We start from the raw sequence: 18517 nt of genomic DNA on the forward strand, positions 1-18517 counted from the left end.
GTCCTCGCTCGTCACCGCGTAACGCCGTAACGCCGTAACACACCGTCGCCCCGAGTGTCTTCGGCCTGCCCCATGCCAGGTTACAAAAAGGACAAAATATGAGAAACCAAGGGTCGCTTGCCCTGAAGGAACTGAGCCGACTGCCGCACCGCGCACCGGTGGCGACGCACCACCCGGAGCCCGTCCTGGACGTGGTCGTCCCCGTGTTCAATGAGGAGAGAGATTTGGAGCCGAGCGTGCGGCGGCTCCACACACACCTGTGCGAGACCTTCCCCTATCCGTTCCGTATCACCATCGCCGACAACGCCAGCACGGACAGCACCCCGCTAATAGCCGCTCGGCTGGCAGACGAACTGCCCGAAGCACAGTGGCTTCGGCTGGCCGAGAAGGGGCGCGGCCGGGCGCTGCGTACCGCCTGGTCGCTCTCGTCGGCCCCCGTACTCGCGTACATGGACGTGGACCTGTCCACGGAACTGACGGCGTTGCTACCGCTCGTGGCCCCGCTGCTCTCCGGCCACTCCGATATCGCCATCGGCACCCGCCTGGCACCCGGTTCCCGGGTGGTGCGCGGCCCCAAGCGAGAGATCACCTCTCGTTGCTACAACGCCCTCCTGCGCTCCGTCCTCGCCGTGGGCTTCTCCGACGCGCAGTGCGGATTCAAGGCGGTGCGGCGTGATGTGGCCCAGCGGCTGCTGCCCCTCATACAGGACTCGGAGTGGTTCTTCGACACCGAACTGCTGGTGATCGCCGAGCGTGCCGGGCTGCGCATCCATGAGGTGCCGGTCGACTGGGTGGACGATCCCGACACCCGGGTCGACATCCTCGCCACGGCACTGGCCGACCTGCGCGGCATCGCCAGGATCGGCGGGGCACTGGCGCGGGGCACGCTGCCGCCCGGCGGGTCGCTCCGCGGCGGTGGCGCCGACACACCGGGCGGGCTCGCCACCCAACTCGTGTGCTTCGCCGCCGTAGGAGCCGTCAGCACCCTCGCATACCTGCTCCTCTACGCGGCGCTGCGCCCGGTGGCCGGGTCCCAGGCCGCCAACGCACTCGCGCTGCTGGTCTGCGCCGTCGCCAACACGGCCGTGAACAGGCGGTTCACCTTCGGCCTCCGTGGCCGCGGCGGTGTGCTGCGCCACCAGGGCAGGGGCCTGGTCGTCCTCCTGATCGGCCTGGCGCTCACCGGCGGATCGCTCGCCGCCCTGCACCACGCGGTGCCCTCGGCCGGGCAGGCCACCGAACTCGCCGTACTCCTCGCCGCCAACCTGGCCGTGACGCTGCTGCGGTTCCTGTTCTTCCGAGCGTGGGTGTTCCGCGCGTGATCAGGACCACCGCCCGTACGACCGCGACCGACACCCCGAACTGGAACGCGAGGCTGTCGCAGCAGCCCGTCACCACGGGCCCCGACCGCCGGCGCCGGCTGCGCCGCACAGCCGAGCACTACGGCCCCGTACTGGCCGTCTACGGCACGCTCAAGTTCATCGGCTTCGCCGCCTTCATGTGGCTGCTGCACTCCGCCGGGGACTACCGCACGAAGCACCCGCGCTTCGGCGGCGGCGCCCACCCGTGGGACGTCCTGGCCAGTTGGGACGGCTGGTGGTACCAGCAAATAGCCATGTACGGGTACGACCCTCGGCTGGTTCCGATTCCCGGCGCCACCGGCCCGATCACCCTCGAAGGAAACTCGGCGGCGTTCTTCCCGCTCTACCCGGCGCTGATGCGGCTGATCTCCGAGCTCACCGGCCTCGGCCCGTACGGCGCCGGCCTGCTGGTCTCCGTCGTCGCCTCCTTGGTCGCCGCCCTGGGCATCTACGCCATCACCGAACGCCTCGGCGGCAGACGGGCCGGGCTGGCCGCGGCCGGACTCTGGGCCGTCTGGCCCGGTTCCGGCGTGGAGTGGGCGGTCTACTCCGACTCCCTCTACGTGGCCCTGGCCGTCTGGGCCTGCCATGCCGTACTGAGCCGCCGCTGGCTCACCGCCGGTCTCCTCACCTGCGCGGCAGGGCTCAACCGGCCCACCGCCGTGGCGCTGATCGCCGCCGTCGCCGTCGCGGCCCTGCTCGCGCTCCACTGTCGCCGGGACGGCATCCTGCGTCCGGTGGCCGCGATGGCCGTCGCCCCGCTCGGCCTCCTCACCTATCTCGGCTGGGTGGGTCACCAAATGGGCGACTACGGCGGCTACTTCAGGCTTCAGTCCGGTGCCTGGGCCCACGAGTGGGACTACGGCCGACACACCCTCGACGTCCTCACATCCGTCTCGGTGGGCCACTTCGACTATCTCTCCGCCTGTCCCTTCGCGGACCTGATCGGCGTCGGTGTCGTGCTGCTCGCGCTCGTATTGCTCACGCTGCTGATCCGGCTGCGTCCCCCGGCCGTCCTGACGGTCTACACCGTCCTCACCCTCGTCCTCGTCCTGGGCAGCCAGCAGATATTCGGCAACGTCTCCCGCTATCTGCTCCCCCTCTTCCCGCTCTTCCTCCCGCTCGCCCTCGCCCTGCGCCGCCTGAGCCTGACGCACCAGCTCCTGCTCCTCGGCATCGCGGCCCTGGCTTCCGGCTCGTACGCGGGCTACGGCCTTTTCGAACTCGGCGTCCCGTAACCGACGAACCCGCCAGGGCCGCGGCAGGCCCGGAGACGGCTGCACATGGAATCCCGCCTCCACCCCGGCATGGTGCACGGCCCGGCGGAAACTTCTTCCGGAACGGTCGCAACCTCGCGCCTGGTCGCACGTCGTATGGGGCAAAGGGCGCGCTCCCGCACCCCGACAGCGCCATTTCGCAAAGGTCCTCACTCCACAACGAGAAGTCGGCCCGCGATCCCTCGCAGCCGCCAGGCCCGCTCCGGCGCCGGCACCGTCGTCACCAGCGACGAACTCGCGGGCAGGCAGACCAATACGCTCTACGCCACACACCTTGGTGACAGCGCCCACCACCTCTACAACTGGGCGCAGACACGCTTGGCCTGACCTCTTGTCCAGCCCCTGCTCGGCCGGCACCTCCTCTCGGATGCGGTGGTCCGGTCCACGTCGCCTCAACCCGGCTTCCAAGGCCGGGACTTCGGGCCGCGAGATGCGAGCGTCGGGCTCAGTAGTCGCTGCCGCCGCAGCTGCTGTTGGATCCGCAGCTGTGGTGCCCTCCGCCGCCGTCCGCGTGCGGGCCCTGCTCGGAGTGCCTGTCGTCTTCCCTGTCCAGCGCCTTGCCGAACTTGACCAGCATGCGCCCCACCGACGGCAGTGGGCTCCCGCCCTCGTCCCGCCACTGCGGGCGTCGGCGCTCGCCCGGCAACCCGCCCCGTCCGTCGAACACCACCGCCCCGAGCGTTGCCGCGGCCCACGGTTTGCTCCTGCGCAACGCTGCGAGGCGGCGACGGCCCACCGGGCAGAATGGTTCGAGGACCGGGCCTGCCGGTATCGCGGTGAGCCAGGTCAGCCGCCGGGGCCCTGCGGATAGGTGTGAACGATGTACGCCCAGCGTGCTGCGCCTACTGCCAGGAAGATCAGTGCTGGCGCCAGCCACCAGCGGCTGAGGGAGTGCCGCAGCACTGGGCCCAGAGCGAGCAGGGAGGTGATGATGCTAAGGGTGATCAGCAGCGCTGACGCGACCTCGATTCCCGTCAGGGTGCTTTCGTCCCAGGCCCCTTGCGGCTGGGTGACGAGTGCGCCGTAGGCGACGTAGGCGCTGAGCAGGTTGGCAAGGATCAGGGTTACGGCCCAGGGCCCTCGGAGCAGGCCGGTCACTTCAAGGCGCTCCTCGCGTCGTCCAGATTCATGTCGAAGCCGCGGCCGTAGGCCTGGGCACTGTCATCCTGCCAGTAGGGGTTGCCGTTGTGCGGGCGGCGAGTTCTTGGCGCTGTTCCCGTGTCATTTCGTCTGCCGGGACGTCGGCGAAGCCGCTCTCTTCCTTGAGCATGGCCAGGTACTCGGAGGCGATGAAGATGTGGCCACCCTCAGCAGTCCGGGCGAACGGAAGTGCTCGCGTTCGGGCTACTGCCAGCACATATGACCGCCTGTCACTACACGGCGCAGCGGCGCCGGTCTGGGTGTCGAACTGTGCGAGGTGGGGGCCGCCGCTCGCCCCGACTGCGCCGCGCGTGGGGCGACAGCAGACGCGGGGATTCCCCCGGCGTGGCCGGAACATGCGTGGGCTGGAGCATGGTTCCGGCCCGCACGTCCCTACGTTCTGCTACTCACCGCGAACTGTCGAGACGCATGAGGGCGGAGTACGCCGACTCCGCCCTCCGCCCCGGGGCGGCATCAGGACGGGCATGGTCGAGGAAGCTTTGGGTCCCGCCATGGTGGAGCACCCGGCCGGACTCCATGAGGGTGACGGTGTTGGCCGCGTCGGCCAGATCGATCACGTCATGGGTTGACATCAGTACCGGGGTACTCGCCGCAATTTCCCCCAGCACATCACGGAATACGGAACGCTGATGAGGGTCGAGACCTGCCGTTGGTTCATCCAGCAGGATGACGCGGGCGTCGTGGGCGAGGGCACAAGCGATACCGACACGCCGAAGTTGTCCCCCGGAGAGACTGGCCGTCTTCTGTCCGGACTGTTCGGCGAGGCCGACCTGCTCAAGGGCGATGCCGGCTCGCTCCCACGCGTAGGCGCGGCTCTCGCCCTTGAGCCAGGCAATGTATGCCACGTACTCGCGAGCGGTCAGCTGCGGAGAAGTAGGTACCCGCTGGGGAAGCCAGGCCACGTGACGGCGGTATTCACGGGTGGCGGAGGTGAGATTCGAGTCACTGAACAGGACTCTGCCTGCTGTCGGCTCGACCGTACCTGCGAGAAGGGCCAACGTCGTGGACTTTCCCGCTCCATTGGGGCCGAGCAAGATTGTCAGACCTTGGTCAGGCACCTCGTAGGTGAATCGGGAGAGGACAGGGCGAAGCCTGCGTCGGTAAGTGAAAGTGACACGGTCAAGCAGGAGAGTCATCGGTCGGTCCTTGGCACGAGGCAGGTGAGGAGAGCGAGCCCCGTCAGGAAGACGAGGGCGGCGCCCGTCGCGGCGTGGGCGACATCGGCCTTCTCGGTGACGATTACCCAGGGATAGGGGTCGTTGATATGTCTGCCCCCGGTGAACATGGCGAGGATCATCCAGAACACAGGAACGAGGGCCGCTCGGTGTTTGAGGAAAGGCCAGCTCCCGAGGGTGAGTCCGCAGAAGAGCAGATTGTTGCGGGCGGCTGTCCACATCGCGTCCGAGCCCAACGGAGTCATCGCCGTTGCCGCCGCGCTGGCCAGGAGGGCGAAGCCTGCCACCAGGGCGATATCGATCGCATCGAGCCGGCGCACAGCGGATCGCTCCATGCCGGGCAAGCGCCTTTCGAGGCATGAGACGAGGGCGACAGAAGGCACGAGGCAGAAGAAGTTGCTCAATTCAGTTGGTATTGGATGGCTGCCCAGATACGCAGGGAGGACGAGGACGAGATTCGATGTGAGAGCGATGCTCAAGATGAAGGCGAACAGCGCGTAGGGCAGCAGGTCGAAGGCGCCTCGTTGACGTAACCACCAGATCATCCTGGCTGGCCGGCCTGGCAGGAGAGCTGGCGCTGCTCGACGTACCAGTTCTTCTGTTCGTTCAGCGGAAGGCCGTTCACCCTGCCCATTTCTGTGAGGAGTTGTTCTCTGCTCTTCCCCTTCCGGAATGATTGGGATTCACGGGAGAGCCAGTCGAGGTAGTCATCTGCCACCCCCATGGTCTGGGCGGTCCAAAGAGTGCTGTAGTGCAAGGTGTTCCACTCCGGGGTTTCGCAGGGTATTCCCACGACGACGATCGCCACATCTTTCCAGGGAATTCCGTCCGAGCTCCCGGCTGCAAGGTCGAGTGTCCACTCCTTGCCTATGGCATCCGCTTGTGCCCAATGGGAAGCTGACTCCGATGAACACAGCTATAGCTACGAGCGGTGCGGCGTACAACGCATGGAGGCGCCGCCCGATGAGGAATCCTATGACCGCGTGCGCGGCGAGCAGGACGACAACCATGCCGAACAGATGCAGCACATACGCGTCGGGAAGAACTCCGACGATCAACAACGCGCCCGCCGTAATGCCGGCGATCAGGGCTGCCAAAGTGAGCACGGATAAGGATCGGCTGGACAGCAACGCGCAGAGCGGAACGTGCGGGACCCATCTCCCAAACACCGAGAGTCCGGAGCCGTGTCGCTTCCACGGCAGCCAGTCCTGCAGCAGCAGCGAAGGCCAGTGGAACTGGTGCGTGTATGGCGTAGGACGCGACCTCGGTCGGCCAGGGCAGTGAACCGAAATGGCTAATTCTCCCCTTGGTCGTGAAAAAGACGTAGGCAAAGAAGAAGCCGGTCACTGGCAAAGCCAGCACAGCGGCGTGTGTGCGTAGAGCGGTGAAGAAGCGCATGGAGCCTCAAGGACATACAAGGCGGGCCGCCGCGCAGGATGCGCGGCGGCCCGGCGGGATCAGTCGGCCTGGGTCGTGTCCACGACGATCTGCCTGACACTTACTGTGCAGCTGATGCACGAAGCTAAAAATCTCCTGCCCATTCGGTTGACGAGGCCCCCCTCGAAGTGAAAACCGAACGGCTGAGCGACTGTATTACCGGCCTCATCGGTCTCACCGACTGATAGCCACGACTGATCGTCATCCGGCCAGATTGCCCTCGTGCTTTGGCAGTTGGGCGTGGGGCAGCAGGAACGGCGGACCCGCACTCCACGGGGTAACCGCCCTGGGCCTTCTCTCCGGCGGCACCGACGAGACAGTGTGCACCTCCTCTACCACCGGCACCTACCGCAACTACTTCACGAAGGTGCAGACAGTGCTGAACCAGACCGGTCTCAAGGTCTGCTGACAGCGAGCCGCCGCAATCAGTGAACCCGCTCTGCCCCGGCCACGTCACAGGGGCAGGGGCAGGGCAGCTGCCACGTCACCATCTTTTCGGAGGTCCACATGCGCATCCGGGCATCACGCTCGCTGAGCTTGCTCGCTGCGGCGGCTGTGTCCGCCGCCGGCTTGGGGACCATCTCCGGTTGCGGCGACCAGAAGGGTGCTGGCGGCGACACGGAGGTGCTGACGCACCGTGCCCGTGAGGTCGCCAAAGCCTGGGACGGATCAACCGCTGCCGCCGCGTGGCGAGCTGGCTACCACCCCATGGGTGACGTGGTCCAACTGCCGCGCGGCGGCCTGCGGAGCCAGGCCGACAAGCAGGCCTACCAAGACCACAACCTCGCCCTACGTGGCACGATGCCCAGCACCGGGCCCAAGAACGGCCGGGTGACTTGGGCTGGAGGCAGAGCGCTCACACGGCCGCTGACTGGGGCGGCTGAGTCGTACAAGGCCCTGGCCGGGGGCCACACCGACGGAAAGCCACACCTCACTGTGACCGGGGCGAAGCTGGGTGTGATGAGTGTGGCCACCAGCCGGGGACCTGCGGTGGTCCCAGCGTGGCTGTTCACCCTTGACGGCTATGCCTCCCCTCTCAAGCAGGCCGCCGTCATCCCATCGCCACTACCCCGTCCGCCGATCGGGCGGGCCGACGACGTCCCGGGCTATCCACTCAACCGGCTGGTCCAGATTGCCGCAGACGGGCGTTCGGTGACCGTAGTTGCCCTCCATGGCGCCTGCGACGACGGCCCCGTGGTGGATGTGCTGGAATCACGCGGCGGCGTGGTGCTCTCGGGCTCCGTCAAACACCGGAAGGACGACGGCGGCCTCTGCACCACACAGGCAGGGTTGCAACAAGTGACTGTGAAACTGGCGCGCCCCGTAGGCGACCGCGTGGTGCTCGACGCGCACACCGGCCAACCGGTTCCCTATAAGCCACCGCATGGACCCTCGCCGAGCTGGAGTTGAGCGGTACCAGCCGTCGGCGCACTCACGAAGGCAAGGCCCGACACTCCCGTCGAACGCGTCTGAGCCGCCCTCAAGCAGCACCTGGACAACACCGCCCTCTCCTGGCCGGCCCGCAGGCGACGGTCCACGTCTTCTTCCGCAGCCGATCACCCGGCCCAGATCCTGACCACCGCCGACTACGCCAACCAAGGCGAGAGGGTGCACTTCATCCAGGGGGATGGAACGGCCCCTCCCAGCCGATGGACGACGAAGCCCGCTGGGCCACCGCCCGCCGCCTGCTGCACGACGATGCCCTCAAGACCGAAGGCCGCCTCGCCGGCCTGCTGTTGCTCCTCTATGCCCAGTGGCCCGCAGCGATCTCCCGACTCACCGTCGACCACATCAAGGAGACGGACGGAGCGGTCCGCATCCGCCTCGGCGCGGTCCCCGTCGAGCTTCCCGCACCCGTCGCTGAACTGGCCCTCCAACAGGTCGAGGCCCGCCGCAGCCATGCCGTCCTCGCCCGGACGGATTCACCCTGGCTCTTCCCCGGCGGCCAGCCCGGCCGCCCCATCAGCGTCTGGGCCATGGGCGAACGACTCCGTAAACTCGGCATCCGCCTCGCCGAGGCCCGCTCGACCGCTCTGTTCCAGCTCGCCACCGAGCTGCCGGCCGCGATCCTCGCCCGCACCCTCGGCATGGACATCACCGTCGCCGTCAAATGGCAGCGAGCCGCCTCCGGAGACTGGGCTGCCTACGCAGCCGAGATCAGCCGACGCGCCAACCTTTCCGACCCACAGGGAGAAGTACATGACCGTCGATGACCAGCGCCTACTCGCTCTGCTGCGAAGTCTGGATGACCCAGACCACTGGGAATTCCCTCACGACTACGACCATGTCGCCACCCGGACCCGCTTCGATCGGCTCGCTGCACTGCTTGACCAGACGTTCGACTGCACATGCTCCGTTGATCGGGGAGTACAAGATGCCAGTTTCCACGGCGACATCGCCATCCCGGCTGTCGCCACGAAGAGCGGTGACCTCGTCGTGGTCCGGCTGAGCAACTTCGGCTCCCTGATCACAGCGAGTGCGGGAGGTGTCCCAGGTGACACCACAGATCCTGCCGACGGGCTGCACGACGAGGATCGCAGCCGAATCGAAGCTGCCGCGGCGACACTCGGCTGCATCTTGATTCCCAGGCTCGTGCTCAGGAAGCGATACGACGGATCGACGGAGATGGACGAGTGGCAGCACCTGTGGTGGCACCGCTTCTTCGACTACATGTGATCACTGGCGCCAAGGTATTCCGGGAGTTCCAATACCCGACGTCACCATTAGCGATCTACCCCGCCGAGACCATCGAGGCCCATCGCGCCTTCATCGACCGCCGCAGAGCCACCCGACCCAGCGATGAGTATCAAACACCCACCGAGGAGGAATGGGACGCTTTCCTGGCGCACTTCGAGAAGCGCAAAGTGTCCATCGGCACCTGCGCTCGTGCCTGTTCGAGCCCTTGTGTTCACGAACACGCTTGCATTCATTGCTCGCTCCTCCGGCCGGACCCGGCCCAGCGCGGCCGGTTGGAGGAGATCCGCGACAATCTCGTCGCCCGCATCGCTGAGGCCGAGCGTGAGGGCTGGCTCGGCGAAGTCGAAGGACTGAAAGTCAGCTTCGCTGGTGCCGAGGACAAGCTCGCCCAGATGGACGCCACCACAGCCCGCACGGCCGCGGCGGTCGATCTCGGGATGCCTGACTTCACGTCGGCCGCTGGACGCTCCAGCGACGCGTGACGACGGATATGCTTCGGTGGCTCAGTAGATTGGGAGCGCAAATTTGGGGGTGCCATGAGTCGGCCGTTGCTGTTCCTCGACGTCGACGGACCCCTGAATCCGTATGCGGCGAAGCCCGAGAAGCGCCCCGAGGGCTATACCACCCTTCGCGTCCCACAGGAGAGCGGGGCAGTTGGGGGGCACGGGAGCCTGCGGACCCACATGAGGCCACTACGGGTATGGCTCAACCCCGATCACGGGCCGGCGCTGCTGGCTCTCGGATACGAGATCTGCTGGGCCACAACCTGGATGAGCGACGCGAATAAGTGGATCGGACCTACGCTCGGTCTGCCTGAGCTGCCGTTCGTCGACTTCAGTGATGCCCTGCTCAACGAGCGCCCTGATGGCGTTCATTGGAAGTTGGAGCCATTGGTGGAGTACGCCAACGGCCGACCGTTCGCTTGGGTGGACGACGAACAGAGCGACGCGGATCACGCACACGTGGCTGCCAATCACCACGCAGCCGTCTTGCTCCACCACGTCAATCCACGGATTGGCCTGCGGAACGACGACTTCACTACCCTCGCGGCCTTCGCAGCATCCGTCGACACGTCGATGGGCGCTCCCTGAGCTTCAGGCGCCCAAGCCTAGTTCAGAGAAGCATGCGTGCCCGTGGATTCAAGCCGTTCCGTATGCGCGTCCGCAGTCGCCGAGCGCGAGTTCGCGGCGTTCGATCGGGCCTGTTCGGATTAGCCGTGCGTCACGCGGAGATATCACCTGCACACGCACATGCATCCGGAGCACAACCGGATCGGGGGCTGCCATGTGGACCACGCTTGCGCTCATCGACGCGACGGCCGCACTGGCCTCCTGCACCTCTTCCCTCGCCCTGTCCGGTCGGCGACTGCTCCGGTTGCGCCGGGAGCACATCCCTGAGCTGGGTCCGTACGATGCCGCGCTCCTGGCGGGCGGACCGAACCGGGTGGTGGAGGCGGCCCTGCACACCATGTGGGGCGGCGACAGCAGCGTCGTGGTCCGCTCGGGCGGGCGGCTCCGGCTGCTGGAGCCCGGGGCAGAACCCGCCCATCCGGTGGAGCATGCCCTGGTCGAGCAGTGGCGGGCATCAGGCGTTGCGACCCCCACCCTGCTGCGTCCGCGAGCGATACGGACCGAGGCGGTACGCGAGATCGGCGACCGGCTCGTCTCGTACGGTCTGGTGCTGAGCCCGGCGCGCGCACGAGCCCGGCTGTTCGCCGCGCGGGCCCTGCTCACCGTGGTGTTCGGCACGGTGGTTCTGGCGGCCTTCGCCCTCCCGCAGGGACTGCGGCACACGGTTCCGTTCCTCGCGGTGGGCGCCTGCTGTCTCGCCGTGCGGGTGCTGTGCCCGGCGCGTGGACTGTTGACCCCGGTGGGCCGTCGCCGCCTCGCAGCGTTGCGCAGGAGCGAGCCGTGGGCCGCGGCGACACTCGGGGCGGTGGTGTTCGACGGGCAGGGCGGGTTGCCGGGCGAGCGCCGACGCCCGCAGTGGCGGGACGAGGGCGGGAGCCCACTGCCGTCGGTGGGACGCATGCTGGTCAAGTTCGGCAAGGCGCTGGACAGGGAAGACGACAGGCACTCCGAGCAGGGCCCGCACGCGGACGGCGGCGAAGGTCACCACAGCTGCGGATCCAACAGCAGCTGCGGCGGCAGCGACTACTGAGCCCGACGCTCGCATCTCGCGGCCCGAAATCATGTTCTTGGGAGCCGAGTTGAGGCGACGGGGGCCAGCCCACTGCACCCGACCGGAGGACGTCGGGTCACCCCGGGCAGGCGGGCCCGGCGGCGGTCGCGTCGCCGCGGACAGGCGGGACCGGCGGCAGTCACCTCATCGCGAGCCGCCGGGTCACCAGAAGAAGTCGGGCAGCTCCCTGGCCGAGGGAAACGGCGCGTCCGCCGGCAGGGACCTGATCTGCACGAAGGCGTGCTCGAACTGGGAGTACGAGAACCCGTCGAGCCCCGGCGCAACAACCAGGACGTTGTCGCCCCGCCGCCAGGCCCGGTACCGCCACTCGTGGTCGAGCTCCGGCCGCCGCTCGTGCGTCACGTCGTGATCGGGCGGACCGAGCAGAGCGGTGAACATGTCGGCCACCTCGTCGAGTTGGGCCCCACACGTGCCGGCCGGCGGGTCGACAAGCCCGTGCCAGCCGGGGAGTTGGCTCCAGAAGTCCTCCCCCATCGCCCCGTCCGGGTGCACGTAGTACTCGTACGCGAACGGCATGGCGAAGCAGTCGTCGCCGTACACCATGTGCCCCGCGGGCGTGTGGCACTTCTCGTCCAGGTCGCCCAGGTAGTCACCGGTCGGCTCCCAGCCCGCGGCGACCATCGCCCGCTCGGCGGCCTCGGCGTCCTTCCAGTCCAGCTCCGCCACGTCGACGATCCGGGCAGCGAGTTCGGGAGTCACCGGGCAGACCGCGACGATCCAGGGCGCGTCGTCCGGGTCATCGTCGTCGATCCGGTCGAACGGCTCGTCGACCATGTGCGGCACTCCTTGCTCTGCTGTCCACGCGCACCCTACCCAGGCGGGAACGACGGCGGAGGACGGGAGCCAAGGAGCGCCGTCCGGCGGAGGAGAGCCGCTAGTGCCGGCATCAGGCAACGTTCGCCCCGACCCGGCTCTGGGGAACCGGTCTGACGCACCCGTTGTAGGAGTTGTAGGTGGCGACTGCCAAGCTGGCGCCGACAACTCCGCTCGCAGTGATCAACTGGGGTTCCGATGCCTGATGAACGATCCAAGTCCGCGCTGTCCTCGGTCGGCTTCGACGCCGCGTGGTGCGCCACCGACCTCGGCGAGTACCGCGCCTGCCGATACACCTATGAGCGCTACCCGTACGAGAGCCTGCCGCCGCTCGACTCCAGCCAGTTCACAGGAGCTTTTCAGTGGCTCGGTGGCACCCGAGGCCTCGACCCTGAGCAGGTCGCGAAGCTCAACGACTTGGCGGGGAATCTGGCGGCCAGGAACCTGTCTCTGCCGCAGGACTTCGTCACTTTTCAGACCAGTGCGAATCTGTACGGCTCGCTGGACGACCTACGACCAGGTGCGCGCGTACGGGCTCCCGGCGACCGAGGGCAAGAGCGGCGATCCGAGGTGGCCGGCCTTCGCCGACCGCTACGCCGAATCCGCGGCCACGTCACCCGGGCTCTGTCAGGAAAGGGTCGGAACATGCACGCCGGCGTCCGACCGATCTGCATGACGTCCACCGTGGGCTGCAGCGGAACTGGCTTCCAGCCCGTCACCTCCTGAATGAACCCGCCCTTGTCTGCCGTCGTCGCGTTCCGGCCTCGGTCCAGGACCGGCAGCCGAAGCCAGATGATCGGTTCCCCGGTATCGGCATTCACGGGCGTCCTGTAGTACGTGAGGAAGTCCTCCTCCTTGTATGGGCCGAACATCTTCTCCAGCTGAGGGTCACGGGGCAGGGTTCGGGCGTAAGGCGCACCCTCGAAGATGTCGGAGAAGGCGGGCGTCGTAACAGTCCAGAGAATGGTGACCTCGCCGGGCCGATACAGGTCTGACCAGCGCTCATGGGCCCTGTGCGCGTAGCCGTCCACCCACATGCGCCAGAGTTCAGCGGCACTCATCTCCTCTGGCTTGCGGCCCGCGCTGCAGCGTGGCGAGCCGTGGCACCAGATCGGCGTGGACAACCCCGTACCTCCTACGCGAGCGCTGCCCGGAGCCGGTCAACGCCGCTGATCCCGGTGAAGATCAAGCTGCCAGGACCTTCCGCAGTTCCCGTACGGCGCACTCACGATTCCACGTGGACGTGCGGGAGTTCGTCGCGCAGGCGGTCCAGGACCGGCCAGCCGAGCTTCGTGTACCGCAGATCGACGGCTTCGAGATGCGGCAGCTGGAAGAAGGACTCCGGCAGGACCGTCAGCTCGTTGGAGGAGAGGTCCAGCCGCCTGAGTCCCGGCATTCGGGCGAACGCGTCGTCGGGTAGCGCGGTGAAGGCGGTTCGCGCAACCTGTCCATGCACCGTGCATTCGCCCCAGCGGTCGATCTCCAGTTCCTCCAGGGTGGTGACGGCCCAGATGCCGGAGAGCAGATCCCGGTCCGGCTCGGGCTGGTAGGTCCACGGGGTGTTGCCGCTCAGTCGCAGCACCCGCAGTCGCGGGAGTCGCGCGAGGTCGGGCAGCCGCTCCAGGCGGGCCGACAGTGAACCGCGCAGGTCCAGTTGCTCCAAGTCGGCTAGGGCAAGCAGCTCGTCGGGGACGGATTCCAGCCACACGTGCATGAGGCCGAGAGCCCGCAGTCCTGTCAGCTGGGTCACCGGCAGAGGGAAGCCGACCGGCGACCGCCCTGGGGCACGCATGCCGGACAGGTCCAGCTCGCGCAGCGCCCGCAATCGGCCCACGGCCTCGGGCACCGGGCAGGTGAGCCCTCCGGCGTTCAACACTTCGAGCTGGGCCAGGTCGCCGATCTCCTCGGGCAGGGACTCGAAACGGTTGCCGGAGATGTCGAGGACGCGCAGTTGGCGCAGGGAGCCGATGGCCCGTGGGAGCTCGGTCAGCCCCATACCGGCAATGTTCAGCTCCTCCAGGGCGGTTAGCTCCCCGATACGGTCGTCGAGGGCGCCGAGGTACTCGTTGCCGGCGAGGGCGAGCTTGCGCAGTCCGGGGAAGGCGAAGAGCTGCCCGGGGACCTGCCGTAGTTTGCGACGGGACAGGTCGAGTTCGGTGATCTCGGCCGCCCTGGGCAGCAGGGCTCCCAGTTCTTCCTGTACGGCCAGGTGACTTGGCCGCGCACGGGGACCCAGGATCGGCTGTCCGGCGCGCAGAGCTTCGCTGATCCTGTACTCGTCGGCCCGGCCGTCCTCGTCGAGCAGTTCCGGCAGGACGATGCCGCCCAGTTCGTTGTCGGTGAAGTCGACCGGGCAGGTGGTGCGGTAGGGGTCGGCGATGAGCAGGGCTTCCGGTTGCTGTGCGAGGTCAAGGTTGAAGTAGAGGGTGCTGATGACAGCCTCGGCCCGGATACTGCCCTGGACCGTCAGATAGCCGCCGTCGTCGCCGTGATGGCCCTGGACGGCGCCGGTGGCGGTCAGGTCGCCGCGCACCACCACGTCGGGGCAGCCAAACAGCAGCACATTGCGTGCCCGTACGTTCCCGGTGAGCAGCAGGAAGCAGCCGCCAAGCCCACCCCACCACTCCAGATCGCCGTCGACGGTCAGGTCGCCGTCCACGATCACGTTGTACGGCACCCGGTCACCGTCGGAGTCCGGCTCCAGGCTCCCCGCGACGTGCAGGCCGCCCTCGTAGAGGCGTATCTCCTGCTCGTCGGCGAAGTCCTGGTATGGATACGCCAGGTCGGAGGAAGCAGAGAAACGCCTTTCCGCCTCGGCAATGGTGAGGACGCGATAGCCCGGCGGTGAGGTCACTGTGGTCATGCCGCCGGATGTTATAGGCCGCCTCCGACAGCCTTGTACACCCGGACACCTGCCCGGCGGCCTGCGGCCCCTGCGCGACAAGAACGCCGCGAGCTCGGGATCACGCATGCCGCGTCGGCTCCGCCGCAGGTGAGGTCTCTCCGCAGACAACACACAGAATTGCGTACGTCCGCGGTTCCGCATCCGGCTCCTCGTCCGGCGCGAGGGTCCACTGAATGTGCCTCACGATGGCGCGGGGCCCGCTCATTTCCCGCGCCTGGATTCGGCGTTGAGGGCAGCGAGGCGAACGGTCAGCTCCTGGCGCGAGGAGAGCACCTCGATGCCGTCCGGGTCGGCCTCCCACGACAGTCCGCCACTGATCGGGCGGAGTTGGATGTGCCCATCGATGGTGGCCATCACGACGCCGAAGCGGTCGGTTTTCGTATCCTTGACTACTGCCCCGATCCGGGGGTCGGCCTGCTGGTTGTTCGCCATGACGAAGACGCTATGCGCGCGCAGTGGGTCGAACCAGACACGGTGCGTGGCACTCTCCCAGCTCCAGGGAAGGAGGCACCACGCCTCGTAGTTACTACCCGGCGATGCCCAGGTGAAGTGCCATGTCACGCATGTCCTCGGTGAGCGTGCGCTTCCGTCCGGCAAGGATGTCGCTCATGATGTAGCGGGCCATTTGCTGGTGCCTCAGCCACTCGGGAGAAGCCCGCCTGATCGCGTTCAGCTCGTCCATTGCGTCCTGGTGGGAGCCGAGCATCGCGTGGGCCCTGGCCACGTCGAGACGGTGCCGGTCCCAGTTGTTCGCGCTCGGCCGACCGAGCTTCTTCAACGCCTTGCGGCTCAGAGTTCCCTCATCGGCCCGGCTGAGCACTCCGCGAGCGTCGCCGATGAGGGAGAGGTCCTCGATCGCCTTCATCTCGGCCGTGACGGGCCCGAATGTGGTCCAGTGTTCCCGGAAGTCGATGTGCTCTACGTCCAGGGCAGAAGCTGCGGTCGCAGCCAAGCGCCGGGCCTCCTTGGCAACCTCGGGGCGGTTGTTCCGCATGGCCGCGGCGGCTACGCGCTGACACAGTTCTCCCCAGACGGCGAGCTCGCCCGGCAAGGCGTTGGACATGCGCGGCTCCACCGCGTCGGCCGTGACGGTGGCCAGACGCTCAGCTTCGTCGAATCTGTCCTGCCGCAGAAGGAGCCAGCCCATACCGACGACCCCGGTAGCGGCGAGGAGGGTCTGTCCGGCCTCCCTGGCGTCCCTGATGCCTTGCGAAAGGGCGTGGTAGGCCATGTCGTAGCGCCGGACCTGGGTGAGGTACTTGCCAGTCAGAAGGAAAGCACTGGCCCTGACGATGGTGGCTCGCTGTCGCGGCTCCCCCGCGCCGCTGAGCACGACGGCGGCCTCGGCGGCGCGAAGGATGCCCGGCAGGCGCTTCGCGACGGAGTCGTAGCGGTCGGCTTGGTAAAGGGCATGGGAGTCGTCGATGTCCCGCTGTATGGCAGCGAGGCTGACTGCCCCCTCAGGTTCTACGAGGACCTCGGAGAGACCGACCGGCGGCATGAGCGCACGGCGTAGTTCCATGAGGCGGACACTGTCGCCTTCGTCCCCACGGGCAGGCTCAGGAGCGGCGGTTTCGAAGAGGCTGGATGTGGTGGTGTCGAGTGCCCTGGCGAGTATGTGGAGTGTCTCGACCCGCACACTTCCGCCCTGCTCGGCTTTTCGAACAACACCCAGAGAAAGGCCCGCACGCTCGGCAAGCTGTTCCTGGCTCAGGCCGGCGCGACGTCGGAAGTTGCGAACGTTCTCGGGCAGCGGCATGGGATCACCTCCCTTGCAGGGTACGTCCGTTGAGATCGAGGAGAGAACGCCGTCCGTCAATGAGTCAGCGGCAGAGAAGCCGTACTTCAGGTGGATGGCAGAGAAGACGGTCGACGGGCCTGATTGAGGAACGGCCCAGCAATTCAGTGACACCGGGGTTCCCAGCTGCAACACAATGCGGCCTACTGATTGAGAGCTTGTCAAGTGCCACGACCGGGCGGTAGCCGTGTCCGGCTCCGCCGTTCGAGCAGCGCGACGCTGCGGCTCGGAACCCGAGTTCCGGGCTTCGAGGGTCGGGATTCGAGCTCCGGGACCGGCTGGATCACTCTTTCGTGGGTACGAGGAAAGGGTCGGTCCCGACACTCGAGCTTCGGGATCCGGGTGTCGAAATCCGGGCTCCGGGATTCGAGCGCTCTTGGTTAACCGGTAGATGAAAGAAGGGGGTTGGGGAAACCTCCCCGTCCTCCCTGACCCGTCACGACCAGCAAGTACGACTAATCTTGACCAGCTTGCGGGGCGCCGTCGCTGCTGCTTACGGTTCCCCCAACCAAACGACCCCGACACGGTGTTCGCGCACCAGGCCGGGGTCTCACCCCAAGATCGAAAAGAGCGATCTCGTGGCTACCGAGAACCTTAACCCTGCCCTGCGTGCGCCCGCATCCTCACGCCCGTACGCGAAGGCCAGCCCCGGCTATGGCAAGCGATCCGCACTGGACCAACGCCCGCCCCGCGCCGATGACTTCGCGCTGCTTCCCGAGCGGGAGCGCTACATCGCCGGGTACGTCGACCACCTGCCCGACGGTGCGGCCATGGACATCAAGTCGCTGGCCAGGAGCATCCCCCTGTACGGACAGATGGCCGTCGGCAGCGCCCTCAGGGCGCTGGGAGTGGCCGGTCACCTGCGGTACGCCCAGTGCCGGGTCGAGGAGCGCGGCCAGGTCCGCTGGGTCACCCGAACCTTCTGGTCCCGCACCGCCCGCGACAACGAATGGTGGGGCGCCTTCCTGGACGCCGAGAACAACCGAGCCGCCCAAGAAGCAGCCGCAACAACCGCTCCCCAGCCGCCGCCCCGAATCCCCATGCAAGCGCCCGCTCCCCGAGCCGGGGCAGAACCGTCGGCCCCAACCTCCGTGGCACCGGCCGAGTCCGCGGCGCGGCCCGCCTCGCCCGCTCCCGTACCCGTACCCGTCGTACCGCAGCAACGGACCCCCGAACCGCCCCCGGGTCACCCCTCACCCGCGTACCTCGCCCTGGCCCAACTGGGCCGAATCGAACCGCGCCTGCCCCTCTCCGCCACCGACTGCACCGTCCTGGAACCACTGGCCGCCCAATGGTTCGCCCGGGGCGTGGACGCCGACTACCTCACCCATGCCCTCACCTCCGGCCTCCCCGCCCGGGTCGACTCCCCCGTCGGCTTCGTACGCCGCCGCCTCAACGACAAGATCCCACCCGGCCTGCCCACCACCCGGACACCGACCACGCCCGGCAGCCCCGTCCGCCGCCTGATGGTGGAATGCACCGAATGCGGCACACCCGGCCCACCCGAGGCACTCCCCGACGGCCTCTGCCGCCCCTGCCGCACACCTGCCCCGGGCCCGGCCCCGACAGCCCCCGCCGACCCGCCCGTCGAACGTGACATCCACGCACTGGTCGGCACCCTCCGCGACCTGATGAAAAGCCCCTGAACGCGTCGAGTTGCGCAGGTACCGCGCAGACAGCCGCCTGGAGAT

General features: G+C 67.6%; 21 protein-coding genes. 11 read left to right on the forward strand and 10 right to left on the reverse strand.

What is annotated here, in order from left to right:
• The first annotated feature begins 98 nt into the window (after positions 1-98).
• Both ACZ3IC_RS05030 and ACZ3IC_RS05035 read left to right on the forward strand, forming a co-directional pair.
• Positions 99-1322 (forward strand): bifunctional glycosyltransferase family 2/GtrA family protein, encoded by a 1224-nt coding sequence (locus ACZ3IC_RS05030; RefSeq protein ID WP_467412699.1) that lies wholly within the window; start codon positions 99-101, stop codon positions 1320-1322.
• Between the two features lie 98 nt (positions 1323-1420).
• Entirely contained in the window at positions 1421-2599 is a 1179-nt protein-coding gene (locus ACZ3IC_RS05035; protein WP_467413145.1) for a glycosyltransferase family 39 protein, read from the forward strand.
• A 484-nt stretch (positions 2600-3083) separates the two neighbouring features.
• Here the strand turns inward: ACZ3IC_RS05035 and ACZ3IC_RS05040 are convergent, their stop codons facing one another.
• The 5 genes from ACZ3IC_RS05040 to ACZ3IC_RS05060 all read right to left on the reverse strand — a co-directional run bounded on the left by ACZ3IC_RS05040 (position 3084) and on the right by ACZ3IC_RS05060 (position 5782).
• Positions 3084-3308: a hypothetical protein gene (locus ACZ3IC_RS05040; RefSeq protein WP_467412702.1), complete on the reverse strand. Its 225-nt coding sequence runs from the start codon at positions 3306-3308 to the stop codon at positions 3084-3086.
• Between the two features lie 116 nt (positions 3309-3424).
• On the reverse strand, positions 3425-3736 hold the full coding sequence (locus ACZ3IC_RS05045) for a hypothetical protein (protein ID WP_467412703.1): 312 nt from the start codon (positions 3734-3736) through the stop codon (positions 3425-3427).
• Positions 3737-4185: 449 nt separating this feature from the next.
• Positions 4186-4935: an ATP-binding cassette domain-containing protein gene (locus tag ACZ3IC_RS05050; protein WP_467412706.1), complete on the reverse strand. Its 750-nt coding sequence runs from the start codon at positions 4933-4935 to the stop codon at positions 4186-4188.
• Positions 4932-5519: a hypothetical protein gene (locus ACZ3IC_RS05055; RefSeq protein ID WP_467412707.1), complete on the reverse strand. Its 588-nt coding sequence runs from the start codon at positions 5517-5519 to the stop codon at positions 4932-4934. The genes ACZ3IC_RS05050 and ACZ3IC_RS05055 overlap by 4 nt, the downstream gene beginning before the upstream one ends.
• The gene (locus ACZ3IC_RS05060) at positions 5516-5782 is read right to left on the reverse strand and encodes a hypothetical protein (protein WP_467412709.1); all 267 of its coding nucleotides are present in this window, start codon (positions 5780-5782) and stop codon (positions 5516-5518) included. Before ACZ3IC_RS05060 ends, ACZ3IC_RS05055 begins: the two co-directional genes overlap by 4 nt.
• A 139-nt stretch (positions 5783-5921) precedes the next feature.
• Here ACZ3IC_RS05060 and ACZ3IC_RS05065 point away from each other — a divergent pair, with 139 nt between their 5' ends.
• The 7 genes from ACZ3IC_RS05065 to ACZ3IC_RS05095 all read left to right on the forward strand — a co-directional run bounded on the left by ACZ3IC_RS05065 (position 5922) and on the right by ACZ3IC_RS05095 (position 11268).
• Positions 5922-6086 (forward strand): hypothetical protein, encoded by a 165-nt coding sequence (locus ACZ3IC_RS05065; protein WP_467412711.1) that lies wholly within the window; start codon positions 5922-5924, stop codon positions 6084-6086.
• 1033 nt (positions 6087-7119) lie between these two features.
• Complete coding sequence (locus tag ACZ3IC_RS05070; protein ID WP_467412713.1) at positions 7120-7821, forward strand: hypothetical protein; 702 nt, start codon at positions 7120-7122, stop codon at positions 7819-7821.
• A 239-nt stretch (positions 7822-8060) separates the two neighbouring features.
• Positions 8061-8624 carry a hypothetical protein gene (locus ACZ3IC_RS05075; protein WP_467412715.1) on the forward strand — a complete coding sequence of 188 codons (564 nt, stop codon included), beginning with the start codon at positions 8061-8063 and terminating at the stop codon, positions 8622-8624.
• Positions 8611-9087 carry a hypothetical protein gene (locus tag ACZ3IC_RS05080; RefSeq protein ID WP_467412716.1) on the forward strand — a complete coding sequence of 159 codons (477 nt, stop codon included), beginning with the start codon at positions 8611-8613 and terminating at the stop codon, positions 9085-9087. Before ACZ3IC_RS05075 ends, ACZ3IC_RS05080 begins: the two co-directional genes overlap by 14 nt.
• A complete protein-coding gene (locus tag ACZ3IC_RS05085) occupies positions 9045-9590 on the forward strand; it encodes an integrase (protein ID WP_467412717.1) in 546 nt (181 codons plus the stop codon). The genes ACZ3IC_RS05080 and ACZ3IC_RS05085 overlap by 43 nt, the downstream gene beginning before the upstream one ends.
• A 54-nt stretch (positions 9591-9644) precedes the next feature.
• Positions 9645-10199: a hypothetical protein gene (locus ACZ3IC_RS05090; RefSeq protein WP_467412720.1), complete on the forward strand. Its 555-nt coding sequence runs from the start codon at positions 9645-9647 to the stop codon at positions 10197-10199.
• A gap of 193 nt (positions 10200-10392) precedes the next feature.
• The gene (locus ACZ3IC_RS05095) at positions 10393-11268 is read left to right on the forward strand and encodes a TIGR04222 domain-containing membrane protein (protein WP_467412721.1); all 876 of its coding nucleotides are present in this window, start codon (positions 10393-10395) and stop codon (positions 11266-11268) included.
• Between the two features lie 183 nt (positions 11269-11451).
• Here the strand turns inward: ACZ3IC_RS05095 and ACZ3IC_RS05100 are convergent, their stop codons facing one another.
• The gene (locus ACZ3IC_RS05100; RefSeq protein WP_467412724.1) at positions 11452-12084 is read right to left on the reverse strand and encodes a hypothetical protein; all 633 of its coding nucleotides are present in this window, start codon (positions 12082-12084) and stop codon (positions 11452-11454) included.
• Between the two features lie 237 nt (positions 12085-12321).
• On the opposite strand from ACZ3IC_RS05100, the gene ACZ3IC_RS05105 reads away from it, so the two are divergent.
• Positions 12322-12849 carry a hypothetical protein gene (locus ACZ3IC_RS05105; RefSeq protein ID WP_467412725.1) on the forward strand — a complete coding sequence of 176 codons (528 nt, stop codon included), beginning with the start codon at positions 12322-12324 and terminating at the stop codon, positions 12847-12849.
• A gap of 499 nt (positions 12850-13348) precedes the next feature.
• Here the strand turns inward: ACZ3IC_RS05105 and ACZ3IC_RS05110 are convergent, their stop codons facing one another.
• From ACZ3IC_RS05110 to ACZ3IC_RS05125, 4 genes are all read right to left on the reverse strand, one after another.
• Positions 13349-14986 carry a leucine-rich repeat domain-containing protein gene (locus ACZ3IC_RS05110; protein ID WP_467412726.1) on the reverse strand — a complete coding sequence of 546 codons (1638 nt, stop codon included), beginning with the start codon at positions 14984-14986 and terminating at the stop codon, positions 13349-13351.
• 100 nt (positions 14987-15086) lie between these two features.
• The gene (locus ACZ3IC_RS05115) at positions 15087-15233 is read right to left on the reverse strand and encodes a DUF7848 domain-containing protein (RefSeq protein ID WP_467412729.1); all 147 of its coding nucleotides are present in this window, start codon (positions 15231-15233) and stop codon (positions 15087-15089) included.
• Positions 15230-15460 carry a hypothetical protein gene (locus tag ACZ3IC_RS05120; RefSeq protein ID WP_467412731.1) on the reverse strand — a complete coding sequence of 77 codons (231 nt, stop codon included), beginning with the start codon at positions 15458-15460 and terminating at the stop codon, positions 15230-15232. Before ACZ3IC_RS05120 ends, ACZ3IC_RS05115 begins: the two co-directional genes overlap by 4 nt.
• Before the next feature lie 94 nt (positions 15461-15554).
• Positions 15555-16787, reverse strand: coding sequence for a helix-turn-helix domain-containing protein (locus ACZ3IC_RS05125; protein ID WP_467412733.1), 1233 nt, complete (start codon positions 16785-16787; stop codon positions 15555-15557).
• Between the two features lie 617 nt (positions 16788-17404).
• Here ACZ3IC_RS05125 and ACZ3IC_RS05130 point away from each other — a divergent pair.
• Positions 17405-18472: a MarR family transcriptional regulator gene (locus tag ACZ3IC_RS05130; RefSeq protein ID WP_467412736.1), complete on the forward strand. Its 1068-nt coding sequence runs from the start codon at positions 17405-17407 to the stop codon at positions 18470-18472.
• The last annotated feature ends 45 nt before the right edge of the window (positions 18473-18517 follow it).

This window comes from Streptomyces sp. NPDC002958, from assembly GCF_055563255.1.